We start from the raw sequence: 26296 nt of genomic DNA, 5'->3' as shown, positions 1-26296 counted from the left end.
GCACGACAAGCTACGGTGACACACTGTGTCGCAGAACGGCCACGCCGAGGTCCATCCCGCCCCGACCGGCGCGACCGCCATGGTGTTCGGGGTCGGCGTGCTGCCCGCGGGGCACTGGTTCGGCCTGCACGAACACCCGCAACACCAGATCGCCTGGGCCTCCCGCGGGGTCCTCGCGGTCGAGGTGGACGACAGCCGCTGGGTGTTGCCGCCGACGAGGGCGCTGTGGATCCCCGCGGGCATCGCGCACCGCACGGGCACGTCCGACGGCGCCGCGATGCGCGGCATCTTCCTCGACCCCGGGCGGTGCGCGGTCGACTTCGGCGCGCCGACCATGTTGCGCGTGACCCGGCTTCTGCACGAACTGTTCGACCTGCTCACCACGGCCGACACCACCCGGGAGCGGCGGGCGCGCGCCGAAGCGGTGGTGTTCGATCTCCTGGAGCCCGTCGAGGTGATCCCGATCGGCGCTCACCCGCCGACCGATCCGCGGGCGCGGCAGGTGGCCGACGCCCTCGCCGCAGATCCAGCCGACCCGAGGACGCTCGCCGAATTCGCCGCCCACGTCGCGGCCAGCCCACGCACCCTGGCCCGGTTGTTCGTCTCGGAAACCGGTCTCGGTTTCGCCCACTGGCGCACGCAGATCCGGCTGGCCGCTTCCCTGCCGCTGCTCGCCGAGGGCCTGCCGATCGCCCGGATCGCCGGCCGGGTCGGCTACGGCACGCCGAGCGCCTACGTCGCGGCGTTCCGGCGGGCGGTCGGGGTCCCGCCGGGGCGGTATTTCAGCGGCTGATCAGGCGTTGGTGCCGCTGTCCACGGTGAGGAACGCGCCGGTGACACTGCGACCGGACGGCCCCGCCAGGAAAGCCACCGTGGCCGCGACATCGTCGGCGGCGCCGAAGCGGCCCAGCGCGGTCAATTCCCGCTGCCGCTGCGCGTGCGCGCCGTCTCCGGGGTTCATATCGGTGTCGGTGGATCCGGGCTGCACGAGGTTCACCGTGATCGCACGCGGGCCCAGTTCGCGCGCGAGCGCCTTGGTGAATCCGTTGAGGGCGGACTTGCTGAGGTTGTAGAGCGTCACACCGTCGAACGGCGCGTGATCGGTGAGGTTGGTGCCGATGCTGATGATCCGCCCGCCGTCGGTCATGTGCGCGACGGCGGCCTGCGCGCCGACGAACGCGGCGCGGGCGTGCACGGCCAGCGCGTTGTCGATCTCGGCGACGGTGAACTCCTCGAACGGCTTCGCCGGAAAGATTCCCGCGTTGTTGACCAGGATGTCCAGCCCGCCGAGTTCGGACGCGGCGCGGTCCACCGCCGCGCGGACGGCCGTGGCGTCGGCGCTGTCGGCCTGGATCGCGACGGCTCGGCGGCCGAGTGCCTGGACTTCTCCGACCACCGACTTCGCCTGCCCTTCGGCGTGCTGGTAGGTCAGCGCCACGTCCGCGCCCGCGGCGGCGAGGCGGCGCGCGACCGCCGCTCCGATCCCACGGCTACCCCCGGTGACCAGCGCGACCTTGCCCGTCAGCTCCGACATCGCTACTCCTCCAAATTTTGTGTCGATCAATACATAAATAGCCAAGCGCATCCCCCGCGACGGTGTCAAGGGGTATATTTAACGATCGACACAGAAAGGGTCGGGATGGCTGAACGGGGACGACCGCGCGCCTTCGATCGCGCCGAGGCGTTGCACCGTGCCATGGAGGTGTTCTGGGAGCACGGCTACGAGGGCGCCTCGATGAGCGACCTCACCGCCGCGATGGGGATCAACTCGCCCAGCCTCTACGCCGCGTTCGGCGGCAAGGAGGCGTTGTTCCGCGCGGCCGTCGAACTCTACGGGCACACCGACGGCGGCTACACCGCCCGCGCGCTGCGCGAGGAGCCGACCGCGCGGGCGGCCGTCGAGGCGATGCTGCGCGACAACGCGAAGGCGTATACCGAGGAGGACAAGCCGCACGGGTGCATGGTCGTGCTCGCCGGCTCCACCTACACCACACGCAACACGAGCATCCGCGACTTCCTGGTCGACAAGCGCCGCGAGACGACCGAAGACATCCGGCGACGGCTCGAACGCGGCGTCGCCGAGGGCGACCTGCCGGAAGGCACCGACAGCGCGGCGCTGGCCGGTTTCTACACCACGGTCCTCTACGGGCTGTCCATCCAGGCGCGGGACGGGGCGTCGCTGGCGGAACTCACCGCGTCCATCGACTGTGCCATGGCCGCCTGGCCCGCCCCGGCCGGATGACGCGGGCTACTTCCGGCGCAACGCGGCGATGCGCTCGTTGAGTTGGTCGGCCGAGGCCAGCGCGGTCGGCGGGCCACCACACTCCCGGCGCAGCTCGCCGTGGATCACGCCGTGCGGCTTGCCGGTGCGATGGTGATGCATCGCCACCAGGCTGTTGAGTTCGCGCCGCAATTCGCCGAGCCGATCGGCCGTGGCGACGCGCTCCGCCGCGCCTGCCACCTGGGCGCCGGGATCGGGGACGGGCGCGGGCACACTGCGCTCGGCGACCTGCTTGGCCTGCCGCTCGCGCAACAGCGCGCGCATCTGCTCGGCGTCCAGCAACCCCGGAATCCCCAGATAGTCGGCTTCCTCGTCGCTGCCGGCGAAGGTCGCGGTGCCGAACGAGGACCCGTCGTAGATCACCTGGTCGAGCTCGGCGTCGGCGGCCAGCGCGACGAACGACTTCTCCTGCTCGCCCGGCTCGTCCTGCTGCTTGTTCGCCTCGATCAGCAGTTCGTCGTCGAGGCCGTTCTTCTCCCGGTGCGGCTTGCCGATGACGTGGTCGCGCTGCAACTCCAGCTGCGCGGCCAGATCCAGCAGCACCGGCACCGACGGCAGGAACACGGTCGCGGTCTCGCCGGACTTGCGGGCGCGCACGAACCGCCCGATCGCCTGCGCGAAGTACAGCGGGGTGGAGGCGCTGGTCGCGTACACCCCGACGGCCAAGCGCGGCACGTCGACGCCCTCGGACACCATGCGGACCGCGACCATCCAGGGTTGGGTGCTCCTGCTGAACTCGGCGATGCGGCTGGAGGAGGCCGGGTCGTCGGAGAGCACCAGCGCGGGCTTCTCACCCGAGATGTGTTCCAGCAGTTCGGCGTAGTCACGGGCACGGTCCTGGTCGGTGGCGATCACCAGGCCGCCCGCGTCGGGCATGCCGGAGGCGCGCTTCTGGCGCAGCCGGATGTCGGCGGCGCGCAGCACGGCGGAGATCCAGTCGCCCGCCGGGTCGAGCGCGGTGCGCCAGGCCCGCGCGGTCTGCTCGGCGTTCAGCGGCTCGCCGAGGCGCGCGGAATACTCCTCGCCCGCGCTGTCGCGCCAGTGCGCCTCGCCGGAATAGGCCAGGAAGACCACCGGCCGCACCACGCCGTCGGCGAGAGCCTCGGCGTAGCCGTAGGTGTGGTCGGCGCGGGACTTCGGGAAACCGGACTCGTCGGGCTCGTAGACGACGAACGGAATCTGACTGTCGTCGCTGCGGAACGGGGTTCCGGTCAGCGCGAGGCGGCGGGTGGCGTCGCCGAACGCCTCGGCCGTCGCGTCACCCCAGCTCTTCGCGTCTCCCGCGTGGTGGATCTCGTCGAGGATGACCAGCGTCCTGCGGTTCTCGGTGCGCACGCGATGGCGAGAAGGGTGCGCGGCGACCTGGGCGTAGGTGACCACGACACCGTGATAGTCCCCCGAGGTGCCGCCGGTGGAGTTGGAGAACCGCGAGTCCAGTGCGATCCCCGTGCGCGCGGCGGATTGCGCCCACTGGTGCTTGAGGTGCTCGGTCGGCGCGACCACGGTGATCTGGTCCACGGTGCGGTCGGCCAGCAGTTCGGCGGCCACGCGCAGCGCGAAGGTGGTCTTGCCCGCGCCCGGGGTGGCCACGGCGAGGAAGTCCCGCGGCTTGGTGGCCAGATACTTCGTCAGCGCACGTCGCTGCCAGGCGCGGAGGGAGCCGCCGACGGCGGTGCTCACCCTTGTCGAATCGCCCGGCGTCTCCGCTTCTCCCGCCACAGCGGCGCCACCCGACCCAGTCACGCAGACGACCCTAGCGGCCCGGCACGGCGTGTCGCCAAACCGACGCGGCGGTCGCGATGGGCATCACACGGCCGTCGGCCGGGACGCTGGGAGTTCACCCGATGCGCACCGACACGTCGCGCGCACAGCCCGATGCGGATCGCCGAAGTGCGCGATGCTGTAAGCACGATGACCGAGCACCGCGCCCTCCCGGGCGATCCGCCGCGGACCGACGCACCGTCGACCCGCGCCGCCGCGCACGCCCCTGGATGGGCCGACCGCGCGGGCGCGCGGGCCTCGGTGGCGGGGAGACGGGCCACGGCGCTGATCGTGCGCGTGGCGGAGAAGGCCTGGGCGGACTCCATCTTCGCCAAGTCCGCCGCGGCGGCGTTCTGGCAGACGCTCTCCTTGGCCCCGCTGCTGCTCGGGGTGCTCGGCAGCCTCGGTTACGTCGGCGAATGGTTCGGCCCGGACACCGTGCAGATCGTCGAGTCCAAGATCATCGCGTTCAGCCGGGACCTGTTCAGCGCCAACGTGGTGTCCGACCTGATCGAGCCCACGGTGCAGGACGTCCTCGGACGCGGGCGCGGCGCGGTGGTGTCGGTGGGTTTCGTGCTGTCGCTGTGGGCCGGTTCGTCGGCGATGGCCACATTCGTCGACTCGATCGTGGAGGCGCACGACCAGCAGGACGCGCGGCACCCGGTGTGGCAGCGCATCTTCGCCCTGCTGCTGTACGTGCTGTTCCTGGTGGCGGCGGTGTTCATCCTGCCGCTGGTGGCGCTGGGGCCGACGCTGATCGGGCGGGTGCTGCCCGGCGCGTGGCGGGCGACCGGACTGCAACTGCTGGATTTCTTCTACTACCCGGGCGTCGGCCTGCTGCTGATCGTCGGGCTCACCACCCTGTACAAGCTGGCGCTGCACACCTCGCTGCCCTGGCACCGCCTCTTCGGCGGGGCGCTGGTGGCCGGGGTGTTCTTCATGGCGGCCAGCGACGTGCTGCGCCGCTACCTTTCCTGGGTCACCCGCACCGGCGTCACCTACGGCGCGCTGGCGACGCCGATCGCGTTCTTGCTGTTCACGTTCTTCCTCGGCTTCGCGGTGATCCTGGGCGCGGAGTTCAACGCGGCGGTGCAGGAGTTCTGGCCCGCCCGGGCGACGCGCATGGAGCAGGTGAAGGAGTGGATCGCCAACCAGGTACGCGGCGAGAACGGCGCCGACGACGAGGACACGGCAGACCCGAACGAGGCCGCCGAGGGCCGCGACGAGGCCGGCCCCGACGGCTCGCGCACCATGCTCGAGCTGCGAAAAGCGGCGTCAGCGCCGGGCGAGTAGGACCCGTCAGTCGCCCTTGCGTAGGCCGTCGTAGACCTTCTTGCACTCCGGGCACACCGGAGAGCCGGGCTTGGGCGAGCGGGTCACCGGGAAGACCTCGCCGCACAGCGCGACCACGTGGGTGCCCATCACGGCGCTCTCGGCGATCTTGTCCTTCTTCACGTAGTGGAAGAACTTCGGGGTGTCGTCGCCCGTCGTCTCGTCGGTCGTCGTATCCGGGCGAACGATGGTGTCGGTGCTCACGCATTCCATGATGCCGCATCAGGAGAAACCGGGTTGACCACGGGGCGCGTCCCGGATCACCGCGATTCCGGATCGGAACCCGACCGCGGTGTGTGCGCGCCCGGACCGCGAGTGGAAGACTCGGGGTATGCAGCAGAACGGCGATTCCCCATCCGCCGACGGCCGCGACCGCGAAGAGCACCCCGACGTGACGATGCCGACGCAGCCCCGCCGTTCCCCCGGATACTTCCCAGGCAGTGACGACAAACACCCGGCGCTGATCACCGAAGCGGCGCCTTCGCTGGAGGATCAGCACCGCGCTCGCGTGCGCCGCTACACGATCATCATGGCGTTCCGCATACCGTGCCTGGTCCTCGCCGCGGTCGCCTACAGCGCGTTCGGCAATCCCCTGTTGTCGATCCTGATCATCGTCGCGTCGATCCCGCTCCCGTGGATCGCGGTGCTGATCGCGAACGATCGCCCGCCGCGCCGCAAGGACGAGCCCAGTCGCTGGGACCGGCCGCGCACGGCCATCGAGTCGCGCCCGCACAACGCCATCGACAACTGACGGCTCGGGCGAGGCCCGCTCACCGCACGCCGGGGGCCGGTGCCGGAGCACGGCGGATGACCGCCGACATCACGGCGGCGGCGCCGCACAGACCGCCCGCCAGGTACCAGGCGAGGTCGTAGTCGCCCTGGACGTCACGGATGACGCCTGCGCCGGTGGCCGCCACCGCCGAGCCGATCTGGTGGGCGGCGAACACCCAGCCGAACGCGACGGGGCCGTCGGCGCCGAACAGTTCGCGGCACAGCGCGACCGTCGGCGGCACCGTGGCCACCCAGTCCAGGCCGTAGAAGACGATGAACACCCACAGGCTCGGCCGCGTATCCGGCCCGAGCAGGGCGGGCAGGATCAGTAGCGACAGCCCGCGCAGCATGTAGTAGCCGATCAGCAGGTAGCGCGGATCGGTCCGGTCGGTCAGCCAGCCCGAGGCGATGGTGCCCGCGACGTCGAAGACGCCGACGACGGCCAGCAGGCTCGCCGCGGTGGTGGGCGGCATGCCGTGGTCGTGCGCGGCGGTGACGAAATGGGTACCGACCAACCCGTTGGTCGACGCGCCGCAGACCGCGAATCCGCCCGCGAGCAACCAGAATCCGGGACGGCGCGCGATCGCGGCGAGCACCGTGAGCGCGCGCGACGCGCCACCGGCGGCGGGTACCCGGAGACCGACTGCGCTGTCCGGCTCGGCGCCGTAGGCCCGCACGCCCAGGTCGCTCGGATAGTCCCGGATGAACAACAGCACCAGCGGCGCCACGGCCAGCGCCGCGCCCGCGACGATCAGCGACGGCAGCCGCCAGCCGTGCGCCTGCGCCAGCGCCGACACCACCGGAAGAAAGACCAGCTGTCCGGTCGCGCCCGCCGCGGTGAGCACGCCGGTGACCAGACCGCGCTGTCGCACGAACCACCGCCCGGTGATCGTGGCGACGAACGGCATCGACATCGAACCCACACCGATCCCGACCAGCAGACCCCAGGTCAGCACCAGCTGCCACGGCTGGGACATGAACACCGTCAGCCCGCTGCCCGCCGCGACCAGCAGCAACGCGCAGGCCACCACCCGGCGGATGCCGAACCGATCCATCAGCGCGGCGGCGAACGGCGAGATCAACCCGTACAGCAGGAGATTCAGCGAGACGGCCGTCCCGATGGTTCCGTGCGACCAGCCGAACTCCTCGTGCAGCGGATCCATCAGGACGCTGGGCACCGACCGGAATCCGGCGGCGCCCAGCAGCGCGACGAAGCCGACGCCCGCGACCAGCCACGCCGGATGCAAGCGCCGGCGCGGCGGGGCGTCGAGGGGAGTCGGGTGCGGCGTCTGCAGTTCGGTCATCCGACGAGCGTGCCGGAACCATTCATGCGCAACGAGTGACTGGAACGCCATATACCGACGAATTCCTGCCAAACGCGGGAGCGGCGGTATTTTCTCGACAACGCGGGCACGCGTACCTAGGGTCGCATCGAGCCTCGCGCACCCGATCGACCGGACATGGTTCGTCGCGGGCGACAAGACAGGAGTGAACATGATTCGGTGGATCTGGGTCTTCCTGGACCGCCCGACGCAGCGTTTCGACGACTGCGCCAAGTTCTGGTCCACGGTCACCGGCACCGAACTCTCCCCTCGGCGCGGCGTGAACGACGAATTCCTCACCTTGTTGCCCGACCCCGCGCTGTTCGCCGCCGCCAGTGTCAAGATGCAGGCGGTGACCGGTCTCGGCGGTGTGCACCTCGACCTGGACGTCGACGACATCCCCTCCGCCGTTCGCACAGCGCTCGACCTGGGCGCCGAACTGGTCGCGAACCACCCGGACTACGCCGTGCTGCGCTCCCCCGGTGGCCAGACGTTCTGCCTGACGCCCAGCGGCCGCGCGACGAGCACGCCCGCGCCCGCCGTGCGGGCCCCGGACGGCACGCTGTCGCGACTGGACCAGGTGTGCCTCGATATCGGTCCTACCGACCACGAGGTGGAGACCCGCTTCTGGAAGCTGCTGACCGGGTGGACCTACGAATCCGGGAGGCGGCCGGAATTCGCCCGGCTGCGCTCCGCGGACACCCAGCTTCCCGCGCACCTGCTGCTGCAGCGCCTCGGCGAGGACCGCCCCACGAGCGCCCATGTCGACCTGGCCGCGAGCGATGTCGAAGCGACCGCCGCATGGCACGAGTCACTCGGCGCGACCGTGGTGGAACGACACGAGCACTGGATCGTCCTGAGCGATCCGGGGGACGCGCTCTATTGCGTCACCGGACGCGACCCCAACGGAGTCTGATCGAACCCGCCCGCGAGGCCCGCACAGCCGCCACCCGATCCGCGTCCGGCGGCCGCGGTGGCAGAGTACCGGTGTGCCTACGAACCGATCGACGACCACCGGATCGCTGCTCACCGCGCTGTGCCCGGATCTGCGAACCGCACTGACCAGGGTGGGCTACGACGCCGACACCCTGCTCGCGGTACTCGGCGACGCGCACGCGGCACTGGGCCGCTCGGAGCCGGTGCCGGTGCGCCGAGCCGCACGCGCGGCCGGCGAACTGGGCACGCTGATCCGCCTGCTGCTGCTCGGCGATGCCTTGCCCGAGCGGGAGGTCGCCACGGCGCTGGCGCCCGTGCAGATCGACCGTGCGGTCGCCGCGGGGCTACTGGAGCGCGACGGCGACCAGGTGCGGGCGGCACTGGACCTGCGGCCGCTGGACGCGGGCGCGGGCACGCGCTGGGTCCTGTCCGATCTCGATGATTCGATGCACCGCCGCACCCTGACCGAGAATCACGTCCTCGGCGTCGGCCAGGCCTCCCTCTCGCTGCTGCGCGCCACCCCCACCCGGCCGGTCGGCACCGTGCTCGACCTCGGCACCGGTTGCGGTGTGCAGGCGGTGCACGCCGCCTCCTACGCACAGCGCGTCACCGCCACCGACGTGAACCCCCGGGCGTTGTGGCTGGCCGAGGCCACCGCGGCGCTCAACGAGCTGGACATCGAACTGGTGGAGGGTTCCTGGTTCGAGCCCGTGCGGGGCAGGCGCTTCGACCAGGTGGTGGCCAATCCGCCCTTCGTGGTGGGCCCGGGGCGCGTCGAGCACACCTACCGCGACTCCGGCCTCGCGCTCGACGGCGCCAGCAAGTTGGTCATCTCCCAGGCCGCCGATCTGCTCGTCCCGGGCGGCACGGCCGCCATGCTGGCCGCGTGGGTCCATGCCGAGGACGAGGACTGGCGCGGGCGCGTCTCGTCCTGGTTGCCCGCACACGGCGTGGATGCCTGGGTGGTGCAACGAGACGTGGCCGACCCCGCGCTGTATGTGGGCACCTGGTTGCGCGACGCGGGCGCGGACCCGCGCGATCCGGACGCGCAGGCCCGTGCCGAGCGCTGGCTGGACGCCTTCGAGGCCGCCGACGTCGAGGGAATCGGATTCGGGTTCGTCTACCTGCGCGCCATCGACGGGCCGACCGAACTTCTGGCCGAGGATCTCACCCACGGTTTCGATGATCCGCTCGGCGACGAGGCCGTGCGCTACTTCGAGCGCTCGGCCTGGCTGCGAGCGATCGCGGCGGACGAAAACCTTGCGTGGTCTTCACGTTTCGCCGTGAACCCGGCGACCGCGCTGGAGCGGGTGTATCTGCGGGGCGCCGAGGGGTGGACGCCGGAGGTGGCGCGGCTGCATCGCGGCGACGGTCCCCGCTGGCAGCACGAAGTGGATGAGGTCACTATCTCGCTGCTGGCGGGAATGCGCGCCGACGGCCTGCCGTTGTACGAGCTGATCGAACTGCTGGCGCTCGCCCACGGAGCCGACGAGGTGCGCGCCGAGTTCGCCGCCGACGCGTTGTCCGTGGTCACCGGGCTGGTGCGGCACGGATTGATCGAGCCCGTGTGAGCGCACGACAACCGCGCGCCGGCCGGTGCAGGTCCTGGCCGGGGAACGTCCCCCCGCTGCGGCGCTTCTCAGGAACTTCTCAGACGAGAGGGGCGAAAACCGCTGCTCAGAGCGGTTTACGCGAGCCGTAACGGGGAACTTTCTCCCTGTCGGGTCCGTTTATCGGAGTGAGACACCACCGACAGGAGGCAAGTCATGACAAGCCCCGCCACCACTCGTGTGCGCACCAGCGATTCGGACCTCGACGCTCAGAGCCCTGCCGCCGACCTGGTACGTGTGTACCTGAACGGGATCGGCCGCACCGCGCTGCTCACCGCTGCGGACGAGGTCGAGCTGGCCAAGCGCATCGAGGCGGGCCTCTACGCGCAGTACTTGCTGGAGACCGGCAAGCGACTGTCGGCGACCCGCAAGCGTGATCTCGCGATCATCGTGCGCGACGGTCAGGCCGCCCGGTCCCACTTGCTGGAAGCCAACCTGCGTCTCGTTGTCTCGCTCGCCAAGCGTTACACCGGCCGCGGCATGCCGCTGCTGGACCTGATCCAGGAGGGCAACCTCGGGTTGATCCGCGCCATGGAGAAGTTCGACTACGCCAAGGGCTTCAAGTTCTCCACCTACGCCACCTGGTGGATCCGGCAGGCCATCACCCGCGGCATGGCCGACCAGAGCCGCACCATCCGGCTCCCCGTCCACCTCGTCGAGCAGGTGAACAAACTGGCCAGGATCAAGCGTGAACTGCACCAGCAGCTGGGACGCGAGGCCACCGACGAGGAATTGGCCACCGAATCGGGCATCCCGGTCGACAAGATCTCCGATCTGCTCGACCACAGCCGCGACCCGGTGAGCCTGGACATGCCCGTCGGCAACGACGAAGAGGCACCGCTGGGCGATTTCATCGAGGATTCCGAGGCCACCTCGGCCGAGTCCGCGGTCATCGCCGGTCTGCTGCACCACGATGTGCGCAGCGTGCTCGCCACCTTGGACGAGCGCGAACAGCAGGTCATCAGGCTGCGGTTCGGCCTGGACGACGGCCAGCCGCGCACGCTGGACCAGATCGGCAAGCTCTTCGGTCTGTCCCGCGAGCGGGTCCGTCAGATAGAGCGTGAAGTCATGGCGAAGCTGCGCAAGGGCGAGCGGGCCGACCGGCTCCGCGCCTACGCCAGCTGATCACCTCCCGGCGCCGGACGCTTCGAGACAGCGCCGGCGTTCGGCTCGGTGACCCTTCCGCCGGGGTCACCTTCCCGCGCCGACCGGTCAGCGCGCGTACCCGTCCCCTCCGGGTGTCGCGCGAGCCGGTCGGCGGTGTTGTATTCCCCTGACGTGCAGGCTCAGCTTTGGTCCACCGCGATGTCGTACTTGACGGTTTCGCCGTCGACCGAGGTCACCGTGAGCAGCACACCGAGCGTGTCGCCACCCGCGGTCAGCGTGCAGCGCATGGTCGTTCCCTCCTTACCGGTGAGATCGCCAGGGCAGTCGATCGTGTCGGGCTCCTGCCCTACCTTCTCGGTGAGCGAGTCCTTGACCGACTTCTCCAGGTCGGCCTCCTGCACCTTCGGCGTGCCGATGCTCACCGAACAGGCGGTGAGCGCCGCCGCGAGCAGTGACAACAGGGCGAGGCTACGGATCTTCATGGCGCGACGGCCTTCCTTCCAGGACGAATGTGGCATCCCCAGATCGCGCTGGGCGCGATCGTCCGTTAGCGGACATCGCCCAGGTGACGTGTGCGAGCCGACGGCTCAGCCACGCCACACCCGTGGCAGACCGTGGGCCCGGAGATGCTCACCCCAGCCGGCGCGGACCGGTGTCGAAACGACTCGGCTCCGGTCCGATACGGCCGCGTGCGTAGAGGATCTCCGCCGAAGTGGGCGAGGCCAGCACGGGGTCGAAGGACAACTCCCGCATCTCCGGCAGATCATCGAACAAGGCCGAAATGCGCTGGGCCAGTTCGGACAGGGCCGCCTTGTCCACACGGGGGCTCGCCGGGGTCCCCGACAGCAGCGGCGCGGCCCTCGGTGCGTCGATCAGAGCCGTCGCCTCGTCGGCGGTCAACGGCAACGCACGATAGGCGCGGTCACCGAGCAACTCGATGATCAGACCGGACAGGCCGAATTCGATCACCGAGCCGAACGAGGGGTCGTCCTGCACCCGCAGAATGCAGCCGACACCCTTGGTAGCCATTTTCTGGATGTGCACCACGGGATCACCGCACAACTCCGCCAGATCCGCGTATCCCTGCCGCACCGCTTCCGGTCGCCATAGATCGAGCCGGACACCGGTGAGATCCGGTCTGCGCCGCCAGTGTTCGCCGGTCGCCTTGGCCGCCACCGGATAGCCGAGTTCCTCCGCGGCCGCGACCGCCTCCTCGGCGTTGCGCACCTCCCGGAACTCCACGACCGAAATCCCATAGCAGGCAAGCAGTTCCACTGTCTCCAGATCGGTGAGCCGGCGACCACCCGACCCGGCCATCCAGTCGGCCACCAATTGGCGCGCGCGGTCGGTGTCGATACCCTGCGGCCGCACCACCGGCGACACGGGCCTGGTGCGCCATTCGGCGTAGCGCCGGACCCGAGCCAGGGCCCGTGCGGCGCGTTCGGGATCGGGATACGACGGGATCGACCCGTGCGCCGCCGCCGCGCCCGGACCGCGCACCGCGAGCAGGTTCGGAATCCCTTGCTCGGCCACGAATGTGGTGAGAATCGGCTTCCCCGCCTCGGGCACAGCGGCCGCCGCCGCGCGGATGGCGTCGGCGAAACCGGTGGTCGGCAGCGGGACCGGGGGAGCGAAAACCACGATCACCGCATCTGTCTCGTCCGACCGCAGGGCCGCGACCAGTGCGTCCAGGTACGCGCCCGGCGTCGCCTGTGGTCCCAGGTTGACCGGCTCAGCGACCTCGAGCCCCTCGCCCTGCGCCGCGTCGACGGCCAGCCAGTTGAGCGCCGTGCTGTTGCCGACGACCGTCAGCCGCGAGCCTCGCGGCAGCGGCTGGTAGCCCAGCAGGGCGGCGCAGTCGAACAGTTCGGAGATCGAGTCGACCTGGACGATGCCCGCTTGGGCGAACAGATCCCGCACGATCGAACGGTCCATGTCCCCCGCGGGCTGGGCGACCGAGCGACCGCTGCTCACCGCGACGATCGGTTTGGTCCGGGCCACCCGGCGCGCGATCCGGGAGAACTTGCGCGGATTGCCGAAGCTCTCCAGGTAGAGCAGCACCACATCGGTGTCCGGGTCGCTGTCCCAGTACTGCAGCAGGTCGTTGCCGGAGACGTCGGCGCGGTTACCCGCCGACACGAACGTCGACAACCCGAGATTGCGCGCCGCCGCCTCGCCCAGGATGGCCGCGCCCAGGGGCCCGGACTGGCAGAAGAATCCGATCCGCCCGCGCCCGGGCAGCACCGTGGCGAGCGTCGCGTTCATCGCGACCGCCGGGTCGGTGTTCGCGATGCCGAGCGCGCTCGGCCCGACCACGCGCATGCCGTGGCCACGCGCGGCCGCCACGAGCTCCCGTTCGGCCGCCAGGCCCTCCTCGCCGGTCTCGCCGAAACCCGCGGTCAACACCACGAGCCCTTTGACCCCTTTGGCCATGCAGTCGTCGAGCACCGATCCGATCGCCGCGGGCGGCACCGCGACCACGGCGAGATCGACCTCGTCGGGTATTTCCCGGACCGTCGCGTAGGCCCGGACCCCGCGCACCGACTTTCGGTTGGGGTTCACCGGGAACACCGGCCCCTGGAACAGGCCCGACAGCAGATTCGCCAGCACCGCGCCGCCGACCCGCCCCGTCGCCGTGGTGGCCCCGATCACGGCGACCGACCGCGGGGTGAGCAGATTGCCCACACTGCGCGCCTCCGAGGCGCGTTCGCGCGAATCACGCACCGACAGCAGCGCTTCGGTGGGGTCGATGGCGAATTCGAGGTGCAGCACGGAGCCGTCCCTGCTGCGCTCGACCTGATAGCCCGCGTCCCGGAACACCGTGACCATCACGGTGTTCTCCGCGAGCACCTCGGCGACGAAGGTCTCGATCTTGTTCTCGGCGGCGGCGCCGGCCAAGTGCTCCAGCAGGATCGAGCCGAGCCCGCGCCCCTGGTGCCCGTCGGCGACCACGAACGCGACCTCCGCCGCGCGCGGCCCGTCGCGCTCCAGCAGTTCGTAGCGGCCCACCGCCACGATCGCCTCGGCCAGTTCCAGCACCAGCCCGACCCGGTCGTGATAGTCGACGTGCGTGGTGCGGTACAGGTCCTTCGGCGAAATCCGGGGATACGGACCGAAATACCGCAGGTACCTGGTGCGATCCGACAGCGCGCTGTGGAACTCCTGCAACCGCTCGGCGTCATCGGGTGTGATCGGCCGCAACCGGACGACGCCACCGTCGGAAGCCAGCACGTCCGCGAACCAGTGCTGCGGCGGCGGAGGCGGGGTCGCGGGGGTGTCCGAGGTATCGGGAAAGTCAGTCACGAGGGTCCTCCGGATCCAGTCCCAGCAACCCGAAAGTCGCTCGGCGGGTGGCCAGCACCGCCATGTCGACGGCACGTTGGGCGCGGTCGACCCGGGCGTCACCGGTCTCGCCGGTGCCGCCGGGGCCGTCCCACGGACGGTAGGCGACGTCGCCACCGTCGCCCATGGTGCGCGGCGGGTCGGCTCGCGGCGCCGCCGCGCGGATCGTGTCGATCCAGTCCTGCGGTATCGGCGTCGCGGGGTCGACGGTGCGGTCCAGCGCCGTGGCCAGCAGGTGGGTCCAGGCCCGCGGCACCACCCGGACCAGGCCGTACCCGCCGCCGCCGACGGCCAGCCAGCGACCTTCGGCATACCGATCGGCGAGGTCGCGCATCGCCCGGAAGGCCGCGCGCTGTCCGTCGACGGTGAGTTCCAGATCGGCCAGCGGATCTTCGCGATGGGTGTCCACCCCGCACTGGCTGACCACGATCTGCGGCCCGAACGCCGCCACCGCGCCGGGCACCACGGCGTGGAATCCACGCAGCCACTGCGCATCCCGGGTGCCGGGCAACAGTGGCAGGTTGATCGCGGTGCCCTCCCCCGCGCCCGCGCCGGTCTCCTCCGGCCACCCGGTATTGGGCCACAGGGTGGCCGGGTGCTGGTGCAGCGAGATGGTGAGCACCCGGGGGTCGGCGTAGAAAGCGCGCTGCACGCCGTCGCCGTGGTGCACGTCCACGTCGATGTAGGCGATCCGGTCGAAACCGTGGTCGAGCAGCCAGGAGATGGCCACCGCCGGGTCGTTGTACACGCAGAAACCCGCAGCCGAACCGGCCATCGCGTGATGCATGCCACCGCCGATGCTCACCGCTCGCTTGGTGCGTCCCTCCGCGATGGCCCTGGCCGCGGCCAGAGTGCCGCCGACGATCGTGGACGCGGCCTGGTGCATGCGCGGAAACACCGGATTGTCCGGGGAACCGAGGCCGTAGGGCGGGGCGGCCGGCGAACCCACCGGCGGCGCGGCGCGTTCCACCGCGTCGAGGTAGTCGGGCGTGTGGATGCGCAGCAACTCCGGGCGGCCGGCCTCGGCGGGCTCGAGCAGTTCGACACCCTCGAGCAAGCCGAGGCTCTCCGCGAGCGCCATGGTGAACTTCAGGCGCGCGGGCTGCATCGGATGCTCCGGCGTCCAGGCGTAATCCAGGAAGCGCTCGGTCCAGACGACCGTCGCGGGCCGGCTCGGTGCGGGCGGGATCGGCGTCCGCGGTTCGCCGCGCGGTGCAGTGGCCATGATCGCAACGCTAGCGGGAAGCAAGGAACCCCGCGAAACGTTCCTATGCAGTACAAATACAAGAAAGACGCTCACGGCCGCCCGCCGTGCGCCGATCGGGCCCCGCAATGCCGCCGGAGATGTCGTGCGCAGCGTGGAACGAGACGATCCGGCACACGGGGGTGCCGTCGCGCGTGGGTAGAATTCGTGCCGACGAAGGGGTAACAGGTGAAGGATCTGGTCGACACCACGGAGATGTATCTCCGTACCATCTACGACCTCGAGGAGGAGGGCGTGGTGCCCCTGCGCGCCCGGATCGCCGAGCGCCTCGAACAGAGCGGTCCTACCGTCAGCCAGACCGTCGCCCGGATGGAGCGTGACGGTTTGCTGCTGGTCGCCGGCGACCGTCATCTGGAGCTGACCGAGAAGGGGCGCAGCATGGCCGTCGCCGTCATGCGCAAGCACCGGCTGGCCGAACGCCTGCTCGTCGACATCATCGGCCTCGACTGGCAGAACGTGCACGCGGAGGCCTGTCGCTGGGAGCACGTCATGAGCGAGGACGTCGAGCGACGCCTGGTCGAGGTGCTCAACCACCCCACCACCTCCCCCTACGGCAACCCCATCCCCGGTCTGGACGAACTCGGCATCATTCCGCCCGCCGCCGCCGACGAGACGCTGCTGCGCCTGTCCGACCTGCCGCACGGCCAGCAGCACGCCGTCGTCGTGCGCAGGCTCGCCGAGCACATCCAGACCGACCCCGAGGTCATCGGCCGGCTGCGCGAGGCGGGCGTGGTGCCCGACGCACGGGTCACGGTGGAGACGAAGGCCGGTTCGGTGGTCATCACCGTGCCCGGCCACGACGGCTTCGAATTGCCCGACGAGATGGCGCACGCCGTCCAGGTGAAGCTGGCCTGACACGTGAAACTTCTCGTCACAGGGGGCGCGGGCTACGTCGGCGGCGTCTGCGCCCAGGTCCTGCTGGAAGCCGGCCACGAGGTGGTCGTGGTCGACGATCTGTCCACCGGCAATGCCGACGGCGTCCCTTCCGCCGCCCGGTTCGTCCAGGGTGACGTGGCGGTCGCCGCGCCCGCACTGCTGGCTTCCGAACGCTTCGACGGAGTCCTGCATTTCGCGGCGCAGTCGCTGGTCGGCGAGTCGGTGCAGCAGCCGGAGAAGTACTGGCACGGCAATGTGGTGAAGACGTTCGAACTGCTGGAGGCCCTGCGGCGCACGGGCACGCCGCGGCTGGTCTTCTCCTCCACCGCGGCGGTCTACGGGGAACCGGAACAGGTGCCGATCACCGAGGACGCCCCGACTCGCCCGACCAATCCGTATGGCGCGTCGAAGCTGGCCATCGACCACGCCATCACGTCCTACGCGATCGCGCACGGACTGGCGGCGACCAGTCTGCGGTATTTCAACGTCGCCGGCGCCTACGGCGGGCTCGGCGAGAACCGGGTGGTGGAAACCCATCTCATCCCGCTCGTGCTGCAGGTCGCTGCCGGGCACCGCAAGGCGATCTCGGTCTTCGGCACCGATTGGCCCACCCCCGACGGCACCGCGGTCCGCGATTACATTCACATCCGCGACCTCGCCGAGGCCCATCTGCTGGCCTTGGCGACCGCGGAAACGGGCACCCATCGGATCTACAACCTCGGCAGCGGCACCGGGTTCTCCGTTCGCGAGGTGATCTCGGCCTGCGAGCGGGTCACCGGCCTGCCGATCGCCGCGCAGGACGCGCCTCGCCGCCCTGGCGACCCGGCGACGCTGATCGCGTCCAGCGAGCGTGCCATGGCCGAACTCGGGTGGCGTCCAGAACACAACGAGCTCGACGAGATCGTCACCGACGCCTGGGCTTTCCTTCAGTCGCTCGGTTCCCGCGCGCACAGCGCGAAGTAACCGGCTCCCGCGTGCCCGAGTCGGTCCCGCACCGACTCGGGCTGCCGAGACCGCGCCACCGCACCGGAGCCACCGCGGCGCCGTGCGCCCGGAGGATGCACTCTGCCGCGCGAAGTCGCCGGAGTCGCGCGGAATCGGACTGCGCACCGCCGACTCTCCGCCACCGACCCTCGTTTCCGGTTTCACGACGACGGTGTGCCGAGGTCGACGCCGAGACCCGCGGCGGTCCGATAGCCGCTGTGCGCGAGGCGCCGCATCTGTTCCGGACGCATGCCCAGGCGCAGCGAGGTGTCCAGCAACAGTGCCATCGGGTGACCCGGATCCGCCTCCAGCGCGGCATCCAGCGCGATGCCCGCCAGCGGTCCGTCACCACGGACGTAGGCGCTGTACCCCAGCAGAGCGGCCGCCTCGGCGCGGTCCGTGCCGGACAGCGCGCGGGTCAGCGCCACCCACACCGCCTCGGCCGCAGCGGCGTGGTCGCCGACCGCCAAGGCGAACATCGTGTCCCGCACTGCCCGATCACGCAGGGCCGCAGCCATTTCGGCCAGCTCTGGCGCCAGTAGCTCGGCGCCCGAGGCGGTGTTGGCGATCTGCCACAACACGTAGTCGAGCGCTTGCCTGCTGTACCCGATCGGATCACCGCGACGCGCCGCCACCGCGTAGCGCTCACGGGCGCGCACGACCGCGTCCGCCAGGTGCGCCGCCACCTCGGCCCGCGCGGCCGGCTCCGGCGCGACCAAATCCGTGAGCTCGGAGCGCGAACCGCGGATCGGCCTGCCGTCCAGCACATGGGTCAGCGTCACCAGGGAAGCCGCCGGGTCCCGCAGCACCCCGTGCCGTCGCGGTCCCGTCACCGTCCACCAGCGCTGTCCAGCGGCGATCGACCGCACCGCCCACACTCCCGCGAGCGAGATGTCACACGCGGCCAAGCGCCTGCCGAGCGAGCCGGCCAGTACGTCGAATCGACCGGCCGCGCATCCGGACCGGTCGGCGCCTGCTCCGGGCTCCACGGCGCGTTCGTCGACGACGACGGCCAGTACCTCGGCCGCCTCGTCGTGCGCGCAGATCCGCGCGATCGCGGAGGCCAAAGTCGCGCCACGTACGCGCCGCCCGCTGGGCGAATCCAGATCGAACCGCACCACCGCGTCGACGATCGCGCCACCGCCCGCAGCGCGCCGCAGGACGAGCACGACCACGGACCGTTCCGGGGTGAAGCCCAGCATCGCGGGCACGGCGGCGATCAGCTCCGCCGGGTCGTCCACCCGCACGGCTTGCTCGGGCGAATGCCGGAACGGCGGAGGATCGTCGCGGCAGCGGACCTGCCGTGCCGGTCGGCGGGAGTTCCACACAGTTGTCCCGTTCGCCACCGCGTGCGAAAACGATTCCGGCACCGCTTCTTCGACAGGAGTGACTTGCACCGCGTCCGCCGGCGGAGCACCGCGGGTGAATCGAGTGTCTCTGCCGGCGCCCAGCCGGAAGACGCCGTCCTTGCCCGTGTATCTCGCGTCGACCGGTTCGGAAGAGGAAGTTGTCATGCACCGACGATGCGGGGCGCCGGTCACCGGACCCGGAGGCCGACCTGGCCCTTCAGCCGCCCTGGGGAAATCGATTCGCGCTGTGCACGAGTCGATCGGCACCTCGCATGGCCCGCGATTCGTGTCGGTGCCGCCTGCTACCGTGCTTTTCCCCTGCCCGCTATCTTTCGCGCACTTTACGCACAGCGGTGGCGAACAGCGCGTTCAGCGCGGCGATATCCGCTTCACCCTCGGTGAAGGACATGTAGGTCACCGTGATTCGCACATCCCCGGACTGCGCGACGTGGGTGCGCATGGATTGGGTCAGCCGCGCGCCACCGGATTCCGGCCGCACCGTCCTGCGCAGCGAGAGGGCGTCGTCGGCGTCGATCGGCGGGGGCGACTCCAGCTCGGTCGTCACGGTGGTGGCGGCGCCCGCCCGGTTCACCCGCACCGATCCGCACTGCCCCAGCCGGTCGCGCAGCGCCGCCAACGGCTCGCCGGTGCGGGTCAATTCGACGGTCAGTGTGGCGCGCGTGACGTCGTCCGTGCCGACCGCCATCGCGGTGTGCTCGGGTCCGAAGTCCTGGCTCGGCGGCACACACCGGCTGGGCTGGACGTTCGCGCCGCGGCCCGTGCCGTCCAGGTCACCCGCCGCCTGGGCCACGGCCTCCTGGGGCAGCACCACCGCCGTGTACGGCGCTGGGAACTGCGCCGGATCCGGCAGCAGAGTCGGCAGTTCTGCGCTCACGTGCCTGGTCACCGTGGTCGGCGCCGAGGAGACCGGGCGCCCCGATACAGTCGACCCGCAGCCTGCCAGCAGCACCGTGCAGACGAGGGATACCACCGGGCCCAGCCGCATGCGCTTCGAATCCGCCACGGTCACACCCCCACTGTGCCAAACTCCTGGTGTCAAGTCGGCGATGCCACGCCGCCGGGCCGGGAATGCGCGAGCCACCGATGCTGTTGCCTCGGAGTATGGGTCGGTGTCCGGCCGTGCGCGGTGACCGCCACGGCATGGGGGACAATGGACAGTGGTCCCCGGTTCGGACGACCGCTCGCCTCGCACCACCACCAGCGGTGGTGAACGACCGGGCAGGCAACCACACTGGCGCGTGCGGTACGCGTCCGGGCCACAGGAGCCGCGCAGGAAGGAGTACGCGATGGACTACGAGTCGCGAATGTACGAATTGGAGTTCCCCGCTCCGCAGCTGTCGTCCGCCGACGGTGCGGGCCCGGTCCTGGTGCACGGGCTGGAAGGTTTCACCGACGCCGGGCACGCGGTGCGGCTGGCGACCACGCATCTGCGCGAGAGCCTCGAGAGTGAACTCGTCGCCTCCTTCGATGTGGACGAGCTGCTGGACTACCGGTCGCGGCGTCCGCTCATGACCTTCAAGACCGATCACTTCTCCGAATACGCCGAGCCGGAACTCAACCTCTGGGCCTTGCGCGACACCGCGGGGACTCCGTTCCTGTTGCTCGCCGGTCTGGAACCGGACCTGCGCTGGGAGAAGTTCACCACGGCGGTGCGGTTGCTCGCCGAACAGCTGGGCGTGCGCCGCAGCATCGGCCTGAGCGCCATTCCGATGGCGATCCCTCACACTCGCCCGCTCGGCGTCACCGCGCATTCCTCCAACCGCGACCTGATCTCCGACCATCAGCGGTGGCCGGGGGAACTCCAGGTGCCGGGCAGCGCGTCGTCGCTGCTGGAATTCCGCATGGCGCAGCACGGGCACGAGTCGGTCGGGTTCTCGGTGCACGTGCCGCACTACCTCGCGCAGACCGCCTACCCGGAGGCCGCGCAGACGCTGCTGGAGAACGTCGCGGACAACGCCGGCCTGGAGTTCCCGCTGGCCGCGTTGGGCGAGGCCGCCGCGCGGGTGCGCGAACAGGTCAACGAGCACATCGCGGGCAACGTCGAGGTGGAGACCGTCGTGCATGCCTTGGAGCGGCAGTACGACAGCTTCGTCACCGCGCAGGAGCGGCAGTCGAGCCTGCTGGTGGGCGATGGCGAGCTGCCGAGCGGTGACGAGCTGGGCGCCGAGTTCGAGCGATTCCTCGCCGAGCAGAGCCGCAACAAGGACGAGGACGAGCAGGACTGACCCGCGCGGGGTCCCGATCGCCCCTGCACGCGTGCCTACCGGCGAGGCCGTAGGGTGGTCGGAGTGGATCTGACCGAACTGCTCGACATCCCGGGGACCGACGCCGACGCGCTCTACGAGTCATTCGGGATGTGGGCCGCCGAGCAGGGCACCCCGCTCTACCCGGCGCAGGACGAGGCACTGCTCGAGCTGGCCTCCGGATCCAACGTCATCCTCGCCACCCCAACCGGTTCCGGTAAATCACTCGTCGCGGTCGGCGCGCATCTGTTCGCGCTGACCCAGGGTTTGCGCACGTACTACACCGCTCCGATCAAGGCGCTGGTGAGCGAGAAATTCTTCGCCCTCTGCGAGGTGTTCGGGGCCGAACGCGTCGGCATGGTCACCGGCGACGCCGCGGTGAATCCGGAGGCGCCGATCATCTGCGCGACCGCGGAGATCCTGGCCAACCTGGCGCTGCGGGAAGGCGCGGACGCCGCCGTCGGCCAAGTCGTGATGGACGAATTCCACTTCTACGCCGACCCCGACCGGGGGTGGGCCTGGCAGGTGCCGCTGCTCGAACTGCCCCGCGCCCAGTTCCTGCTCATGTCGGCCACGCTCGGCGAGGTCGACTTCTTCGTCCGCGACCTGGAGCGCCGGACCGGCCGCTCCACCGCGGTCGTCGCGGGCACCGAGCGTCCCGTGCCGCTGACCTTCTCCTATGCCCGCACGCCGATCACGGAGACACTGGAAGATCTGGTCACCACCCATCAGGCCCCGGTGTATGTGGTGCACTTCACCCAGGCCGCCGCGCTCGAGCGTGCCCAGGCGCTGACGAGTGTGAATTTCGCGACGCGCGCGGAGAAGGACGCGATCGCCGACGCGCTGGGCGAGTTCCGGTTCGCCGCCGGGTTCGGCAAGACGCTGTCGCGGCTGATCCGGCACGGCATCGGCGTGCATCACGCGGGCATGCTGCCCAAGTACCGGCGCCTGGTGGAGCGACTCGCCCAGGACGGCCTGCTGAAGGTGGTGTGCGGCACCGACACCCTCGGCGTCGGCATCAACGTGCCCATCCGCACGGTGCTGCTCACCGGGCTGACCAAGTTCGACGGCGTGCGCACCCGCAGGCTCAAGGCGCGGGAGTTCCACCAGATCGCAGGCCGCGCCGGGCGGGCTGGTTACGACACCATGGGCACCGTTGTCGTGCAGGCTCCCGAACACGAGGTGGAGAACACCCGGCTGCTGGCCAAGGCGGGCGACGATCCGAAGAAGCAGCGCAAGGTGCAGCGGCGCAAACCGCCGGAAGGCTTCGTCTCCTGGAGTGAGGAGACCTTCGACCGCTTGGTCGCCGCGCAGCCGGAGCCGATGGTGTCGCGGTTCGCGGTCACCAACGCCATGCTGCTGAACGTGATCGCCCGGCCGGGCAACTGCTTCACCGCGATGCGTCACCTGCTGGAGGACAACCACGAGCCGCGTCCCGCCCAGCGCAGGCACATCCTGCGCGCCATCCGGCTGTACCGCGCGCTGCGCGACGCCGGGGTGGTGCAGCAGCTGCCGGAACCCGACGCGCAGGGCCGACGCGCACGCCTGACCGTCGACCTGCAACGTGATTTCGCCCTCGATCAGCCGCTGTCGCCGTTCGCGCTGGCCGCGCTGGACCTGCTGGACAAACAATCCCCGAGTTATACCCTCGACGTGGTGTCGCTCATCGAATCCACCCTGGAGGATCCGCGCCAGTTGCTGATGGCCCAGCAGCACAAGGCACGCGGCGAGGCGATCGCGGAGATGAAGGCCGACGGCATCGACTACGACGAGCGGATGGAACTGCTCGAAGAGGTCACCTGGCCGAAGCCGCTGGCCGAACTCATCGAACCGGCCTACGAGACCTATCGCGCCGGGCACCCGTGGGTGTCGGAGTTCGCGCCCGCGCCGAAGTCGGTGGTCCGCGACATGGTCGAACGAGCCATGACCTTCGCGGAGCTGATCTCCTTCTACGAGCTGGCCCGCTCCGAGGGCGTGGTGCTGCGCTATCTCGCCGACGCCTACCGCGCGCTGCGGCGCACGGTGCCCGATTCGGCGCGCACCGAGGAACTGGACGACATCACCGAATGGCTCGGAGAGCTTGTCCGCCAAGTCGATTCGAGCCTGCTCGACGAATGGGAGCAACTGACCAACCCGGGCGCGGAGACCGACGCCGACCAGGTCGCGTTCGGCGCGGAGACGGTGCGCCCGATCTCGGCCAACGAGCGCGCGTTCCGGGTCATGGTCCGCAACGCGATGTTCCGCCGCGTCGAGCTGGCCGCTCTGCGGCGCTGGAACGAGCTGGCCGCGCTCGGCCCCGGCCCGGATTGGGCGGAAGCTTTCGCCGATTACTACGCGGAATACGAGCGGATCGGCACGGGCCCCGACGCCCGGGGCCCGCAACTGTTCCAGGTGGAACGAAGACCCGGATTCTGGCATGTGCGGCAGGTGCTGGACGACCCGGCGGGCGACCACGGCTGGTCGATCGACGCGGTGGTCGATCTGGCCGAGTCCGACGCGGCGGGCGAGGTCGTCTTCGACGACGTCACCGTGTCCGCCGGCTGAGCCCGCATCGGCCATCGGTCCGGTATCCACGCAGGTCAGCGGCCCCTTCGTGCCGGCAGGACGAGGGCTCGCGACCATGTGGCGAACCCAGGTTTCGACGGATTCGTTTCTGGGTACGGGCCGCTGATACTCTCTCCCCCGCTGCCCAAGCGAAAGATCAACTATGCCCGAATCGCCGTACCTTGTCATCCATCCCGAGCGTGTCCGCCGGAATTACCGCGCGCTCGACGCCGCCCTGTCCACGGGCGACGGCGCCGCGACGAGAATTCGTTTCGCCGTGAAGGCGAGCCCGGTGCCGGAGATCGTGCGCCTGCTCGACGAGGAAGGCGCGGAATTCGACGTCGCCAGCATCGGTGAGATCGACCTCTGCCTCGGGCTGGGCGTGTCCCCGCAGCGGCTGTGCTACGGCAACCCGATCAAGAAAACCGCGCACATCGCCCGGGCCTACGCCCTGGGGGTGCGACGCTATGCCTTCGACACCGAGGACGACCTGCTGCGGATCGCGGAGCACGCGCCCGGCTCGGAGGTGGAGTGCCGCTTCCTCGCCTCGGCGCCGGAGTCGCGCACGCCGTTCGGCACGAAGTTCGGCTGCAGCCCGGGTGAGGCGTTCCGGCTGCTGGTCCGGGCCAGGGATCTGGGGCTGGTCGTCGCCGGGCCGTACTTCCATGTCGGCTCCCAGCAACTGGACCCCACCGCGTGGCGGATCGGCATCGAGCAGGCGGGCCGGATCGCCGAGGCACTGGCCGACAAGGACATCGCGGTGAACTCGGTGAACATCGGCGGCGGGCTGCCGATCTCCTACGCCGACCCGGCGCCCGCGCTGGGCGAGATCGCCGCGGTGGTCAAGCACGCAGCGGCCGAATTCCTGTCCGGGGCAACCGGATTGGTCGTCGAACCCGGCCGGGCGCTGGTCGGTTCGGCGGGCACGATTCACGCCGAGGTCGTCGGCGTCCGCACCGCGCCGGACGGCAGGCGCTGGGTGTATCTCGACATCGGCCGCTACAACGGCATGGCCGAGACCGAGAACGAGTACATCGCCTACCGGTTCGTCACCGACCGCGACGGCGACCCCGTCGACGAGGCGGTGGTGGCCGGTCCGACCTGCGACGGCGACGATGTACTGTATCAACGCACGCGAGTCCTCCTACCGACCACGTTGCGAGCCGGTGATCGCGTTCGAATCCTCGACACCGGTGCCTATACCGCGAGCTATTCGTCGGTGTCCTTCAATGGTTTTCCGCCCTTGACCGTTCATGTCTCGGGCGCTGAGCGAGAGTGAGTTTGCCCATGACGGCGGAATTCACCGGCTGGCATGTGCTGGCCGAGTTCGGTGGTGTCGACGCAGATCTCTGCGACGATCTCGAACGACTCGAATCGGCGTTGCGTGAGTCTCTGATCGCGGCGGGCGTCACCATCTGCGATGTCGTACACAAGAAGTTCGAACCGCAGGGGGTGACCGTCCTCGCGCTGTTGTCGGAGTCCCACGCCTCGATTCACACTTATCCGGAGTCCGGCGACATCTTCGTCGACGTGTTCACCTGCGGCAGCATCGGCGCGGGCGCGTCGAAGGCGGTCGAGCTGCTTCGAGACGCCTTGGCTCCCAAGGACGTTCGCATGCAGGTCATCCGCAGGGGGCACGGCAGCCAGCGGATCGAGGAGCCGGTGGGCGCGGGTCTGACCCGCATCTGGGACCTGCACGAGGTGATCGTCGACACCCACACCCCCTACCAGCACATGGTCATCGCGCGGACCGAGCAGGGCATCAGCCTGTTCTCCGACGACGACCGCCAGTCCACCGAGTTCTCCCAGCTCACCTACCACGAGGCGATGATGGTGCCCGCCTTCGTGCTGGCCGAGAAGCTGGACAAGGTGCTCATCGTCGGTTCCGGCGAGGGCGTGGCCAGTCAGATGTCGGTGGCCGCAGGCGCCACCCACGTCGACCACGTCGACATCGACCAGCTCGAGGTGGAGCTGTGCGCCGAGCACCTGCCCTACGGGTACTCCACCGACGAGCTGGCCGCCGCCGTCGCGGGCGAAGGGCCGATCAAGGTGCACTACGCCGACGGCTGGGACTTCCTGGCGACGGCCGAGCAGGCGGGCACCCGCTACGACGTCGTCGTGATCGACCTGCCGGACGAGCGCGTGGAGGACGCGCAGCACAATCGCCTCTACGAGGCGGAGTTCCTGTCCCGATGTCGTGCGCTCCTCGCGCCCGGCGGCGTGCTGTGCGCCCAGGCCGGGTGCGCGACGATGTGGCGCAACGAGACCTTGAAGCGCTCCTGGCAGCGTTTCCACGAGCAGTTCGGCACCGTCGTGCACTACGGCAGCGACGAGCACGAGTGGTCGTTCCTGTTCGGCCTGGTCGACGCGGTCGAGGACCCGGTCGGCCGGATGACCGATCGTCTGGCGCTGCTGCCCTACAAGCCCGAGACCATCGACGCGCGGGCGCTGGTGCGCGGCGCGATCGAACCGCACGCCCTGCGGGTCTAGGCGACGACGACCGAGTGCGCCGGTTCCGGTGGAACCGGCGCGTTCGGCGTTCTCCGGTCAGCG

The 26296-nt window shown here is 70.2% G+C and carries 22 protein-coding genes; 13 read left to right on the top strand and 9 right to left on the bottom strand.

Annotation, left to right across the window (positions count from 1 at the left end; all coding sequences use genetic code 11):
• Nucleotides 1-25: 25 nt before the first annotated feature.
• Nucleotides 26-793 (top strand): helix-turn-helix transcriptional regulator, encoded by a 768-nt coding sequence (locus ABZ552_RS06220; RefSeq protein WP_281917814.1) that lies wholly within the window; start codon nt 26-28, stop codon nt 791-793.
• On the opposite strand, the gene ABZ552_RS06215 is transcribed toward ABZ552_RS06220, so the two are convergent.
• A complete protein-coding gene (locus ABZ552_RS06215) occupies nt 794-1534 on the bottom strand; it encodes an SDR family oxidoreductase (RefSeq protein ID WP_281878823.1) in 741 nt (246 codons plus the stop codon).
• 105 nt (nt 1535-1639) lie between these two features.
• On the opposite strand from ABZ552_RS06215, the gene ABZ552_RS06210 reads away from it, so the two are divergent.
• Nucleotides 1640-2242: a TetR/AcrR family transcriptional regulator gene (locus tag ABZ552_RS06210; RefSeq protein ID WP_281878822.1), complete on the top strand. Its 603-nt coding sequence runs from the start codon at nt 1640-1642 to the stop codon at nt 2240-2242.
• Between the two features lie 6 nt (nt 2243-2248).
• Here ABZ552_RS06210 and ABZ552_RS06205 read toward each other — a convergent pair whose 3' ends face one another.
• Nucleotides 2249-3961: a DEAD/DEAH box helicase gene (locus ABZ552_RS06205; RefSeq protein ID WP_281880858.1), complete on the bottom strand. Its 1713-nt coding sequence runs from the start codon at nt 3959-3961 to the stop codon at nt 2249-2251.
• A 231-nt stretch (nt 3962-4192) separates the two neighbouring features.
• On the opposite strand from ABZ552_RS06205, the gene ABZ552_RS06200 reads away from it, so the two are divergent.
• Nucleotides 4193-5335 (top strand): YihY/virulence factor BrkB family protein, encoded by a 1143-nt coding sequence (locus ABZ552_RS06200; RefSeq protein WP_357435846.1) that lies wholly within the window; start codon nt 4193-4195, stop codon nt 5333-5335.
• Nucleotides 5336-5341: 6 nt separating this feature from the next.
• Here the strand turns inward: ABZ552_RS06200 and ABZ552_RS06195 are convergent, their stop codons facing one another.
• Nucleotides 5342-5578, bottom strand: coding sequence for a DUF3039 domain-containing protein (locus tag ABZ552_RS06195; RefSeq protein ID WP_174186802.1), 237 nt, complete (start codon nt 5576-5578; stop codon nt 5342-5344).
• A 193-nt stretch (nt 5579-5771) separates the two neighbouring features.
• Between ABZ552_RS06195 and ABZ552_RS06190 the strand changes: the two genes are divergently transcribed.
• A complete protein-coding gene (locus ABZ552_RS06190; protein WP_281880856.1) occupies nt 5772-6125 on the top strand; it encodes a DUF3099 domain-containing protein in 354 nt (117 codons plus the stop codon).
• Nucleotides 6126-6144: 19 nt separating this feature from the next.
• Here the strand turns inward: ABZ552_RS06190 and ABZ552_RS06185 are convergent, their stop codons facing one another.
• Nucleotides 6145-7449, bottom strand: a complete 1305-nt coding sequence (locus tag ABZ552_RS06185; RefSeq protein WP_357435845.1) for an MFS transporter — start codon at nt 7447-7449, stop codon at nt 6145-6147.
• 190 nt (nt 7450-7639) lie between these two features.
• On the opposite strand from ABZ552_RS06185, the gene ABZ552_RS06180 reads away from it, so the two are divergent.
• From ABZ552_RS06180 to ABZ552_RS06170, 3 genes are all read left to right on the top strand, one after another.
• Nucleotides 7640-8383 (top strand): VOC family protein, encoded by a 744-nt coding sequence (locus ABZ552_RS06180; protein ID WP_281878817.1) that lies wholly within the window; start codon nt 7640-7642, stop codon nt 8381-8383.
• Between the two features lie 73 nt (nt 8384-8456).
• The gene (locus tag ABZ552_RS06175) at nt 8457-9974 is read left to right on the top strand and encodes a methyltransferase (RefSeq protein WP_357435844.1); all 1518 of its coding nucleotides are present in this window, start codon (nt 8457-8459) and stop codon (nt 9972-9974) included.
• A 195-nt stretch (nt 9975-10169) separates the two neighbouring features.
• Nucleotides 10170-11138 carry a sigma-70 family RNA polymerase sigma factor gene (locus ABZ552_RS06170; RefSeq protein ID WP_159838076.1) on the top strand — a complete coding sequence of 323 codons (969 nt, stop codon included), beginning with the start codon at nt 10170-10172 and terminating at the stop codon, nt 11136-11138.
• A gap of 161 nt (nt 11139-11299) precedes the next feature.
• Here the strand turns inward: ABZ552_RS06170 and ABZ552_RS06165 are convergent, their stop codons facing one another.
• The 3 genes from ABZ552_RS06165 to ABZ552_RS06155 all read right to left on the bottom strand — a co-directional run bounded on the left by ABZ552_RS06165 (nt 11300) and on the right by ABZ552_RS06155 (nt 15687).
• Nucleotides 11300-11602, bottom strand: coding sequence for a DUF4333 domain-containing protein (locus ABZ552_RS06165; protein ID WP_281878813.1), 303 nt, complete (start codon nt 11600-11602; stop codon nt 11300-11302).
• Between the two features lie 148 nt (nt 11603-11750).
• Nucleotides 11751-14423: a GNAT family N-acetyltransferase gene (locus tag ABZ552_RS06160; RefSeq protein ID WP_357435842.1), complete on the bottom strand. Its 2673-nt coding sequence runs from the start codon at nt 14421-14423 to the stop codon at nt 11751-11753.
• Complete coding sequence (locus ABZ552_RS06155) at nt 14416-15687, bottom strand: acetoin utilization protein AcuC (RefSeq protein WP_357435840.1); 1272 nt, start codon at nt 15685-15687, stop codon at nt 14416-14418. The genes ABZ552_RS06160 and ABZ552_RS06155 overlap by 8 nt, the downstream gene beginning before the upstream one ends.
• Nucleotides 15688-15894: 207 nt before the next feature.
• Between ABZ552_RS06155 and ABZ552_RS06150 the strand changes: the two genes are divergently transcribed.
• Nucleotides 15895-16581 (top strand): metal-dependent transcriptional regulator, encoded by a 687-nt coding sequence (locus ABZ552_RS06150; protein ID WP_159838084.1) that lies wholly within the window; start codon nt 15895-15897, stop codon nt 16579-16581.
• A 3-nt stretch (nt 16582-16584) separates the two neighbouring features.
• Complete coding sequence (gene galE / locus ABZ552_RS06145) at nt 16585-17565, top strand: UDP-glucose 4-epimerase GalE (RefSeq protein ID WP_357435838.1); 981 nt, start codon at nt 16585-16587, stop codon at nt 17563-17565.
• Between the two features lie 182 nt (nt 17566-17747).
• On the opposite strand, the gene ABZ552_RS06140 is transcribed toward galE, so the two are convergent.
• A complete protein-coding gene (locus ABZ552_RS06140; RefSeq protein WP_357435836.1) occupies nt 17748-19100 on the bottom strand; it encodes a DUF4192 domain-containing protein in 1353 nt (450 codons plus the stop codon).
• A gap of 160 nt (nt 19101-19260) precedes the next feature.
• A complete protein-coding gene (locus ABZ552_RS06135) occupies nt 19261-19965 on the bottom strand; it encodes a sensor domain-containing protein (RefSeq protein WP_357435834.1) in 705 nt (234 codons plus the stop codon).
• 277 nt (nt 19966-20242) lie between these two features.
• Here ABZ552_RS06135 and ABZ552_RS06130 point away from each other — a divergent pair, with 277 nt between their 5' ends.
• From ABZ552_RS06130 to speD, 4 genes are all read left to right on the top strand, one after another.
• Nucleotides 20243-21181: a PAC2 family protein gene (locus ABZ552_RS06130; RefSeq protein ID WP_281917808.1), complete on the top strand. Its 939-nt coding sequence runs from the start codon at nt 20243-20245 to the stop codon at nt 21179-21181.
• Between the two features lie 63 nt (nt 21182-21244).
• A complete protein-coding gene (locus ABZ552_RS06125) occupies nt 21245-23743 on the top strand; it encodes a DUF3516 domain-containing protein (RefSeq protein WP_357435832.1) in 2499 nt (832 codons plus the stop codon).
• Between the two features lie 163 nt (nt 23744-23906).
• The gene (locus tag ABZ552_RS06120) at nt 23907-25022 is read left to right on the top strand and encodes a type III PLP-dependent enzyme (protein WP_281878804.1); all 1116 of its coding nucleotides are present in this window, start codon (nt 23907-23909) and stop codon (nt 25020-25022) included.
• A gap of 8 nt (nt 25023-25030) precedes the next feature.
• Nucleotides 25031-26233: an adenosylmethionine decarboxylase gene (gene speD, locus ABZ552_RS06115; protein WP_281878803.1), complete on the top strand. Its 1203-nt coding sequence runs from the start codon at nt 25031-25033 to the stop codon at nt 26231-26233.
• Nucleotides 26234-26296 lie beyond the last annotated feature (63 nt).

Origin of the sequence: Nocardia sp. NPDC019219, assembly GCF_040632645.1 — a bacterium.
GTDB lineage: Bacteria > Actinomycetota > Actinomycetes > Mycobacteriales > Mycobacteriaceae > Nocardia > Nocardia sputorum.
Note: the sequence above shows the minus strand (reverse complement) of the source record. Positions and strands in the feature narration are given on the sequence as shown.

Excerpts from the sequence above, each read along its gene's own strand:
- ABZ552_RS06215 (WP_281878823.1), bottom strand. The coding sequence starts at position 1,534 with ATGTCGGAGCTGACGGGCAAGGTCGCGCTGGTCACCGGGGGTAGCCGT.
- ABZ552_RS06210 (WP_281878822.1), top strand. The coding sequence starts at position 1,640 with ATGGCTGAACGGGGACGACCGCGCGCCTTCGATCGCGCCGAGGCGTTG.
- ABZ552_RS06200 (WP_357435846.1), top strand. The coding sequence starts at position 4,193 with ATGACCGAGCACCGCGCCCTCCCGGGCGATCCGCCGCGGACCGACGCA.
- ABZ552_RS06190 (WP_281880856.1), top strand. The coding sequence starts at position 5,772 with ATGCCGACGCAGCCCCGCCGTTCCCCCGGATACTTCCCAGGCAGTGAC.
- ABZ552_RS06185 (WP_357435845.1), bottom strand. The coding sequence starts at position 7,449 with ATGACCGAACTGCAGACGCCGCACCCGACTCCCCTCGACGCCCCGCCG.
- ABZ552_RS06180 (WP_281878817.1), top strand. The coding sequence starts at position 7,640 with ATGATTCGGTGGATCTGGGTCTTCCTGGACCGCCCGACGCAGCGTTTC.
- ABZ552_RS06170 (WP_159838076.1), top strand. The coding sequence starts at position 10,170 with ATGACAAGCCCCGCCACCACTCGTGTGCGCACCAGCGATTCGGACCTC.
- ABZ552_RS06165 (WP_281878813.1), bottom strand. The coding sequence starts at position 11,602 with ATGAAGATCCGTAGCCTCGCCCTGTTGTCACTGCTCGCGGCGGCGCTC.
- ABZ552_RS06155 (WP_357435840.1), bottom strand. The coding sequence starts at position 15,687 with ATGGCCACTGCACCGCGCGGCGAACCGCGGACGCCGATCCCGCCCGCA.
- ABZ552_RS06140 (WP_357435836.1), bottom strand. The coding sequence starts at position 19,100 with ATGACAACTTCCTCTTCCGAACCGGTCGACGCGAGATACACGGGCAAG.
- ABZ552_RS06130 (WP_281917808.1), top strand. The coding sequence starts at position 20,243 with ATGGACTACGAGTCGCGAATGTACGAATTGGAGTTCCCCGCTCCGCAG.
- ABZ552_RS06120 (WP_281878804.1), top strand. The coding sequence starts at position 23,907 with ATGCCCGAATCGCCGTACCTTGTCATCCATCCCGAGCGTGTCCGCCGG.
- speD (WP_281878803.1), top strand. The coding sequence starts at position 25,031 with ATGACGGCGGAATTCACCGGCTGGCATGTGCTGGCCGAGTTCGGTGGT.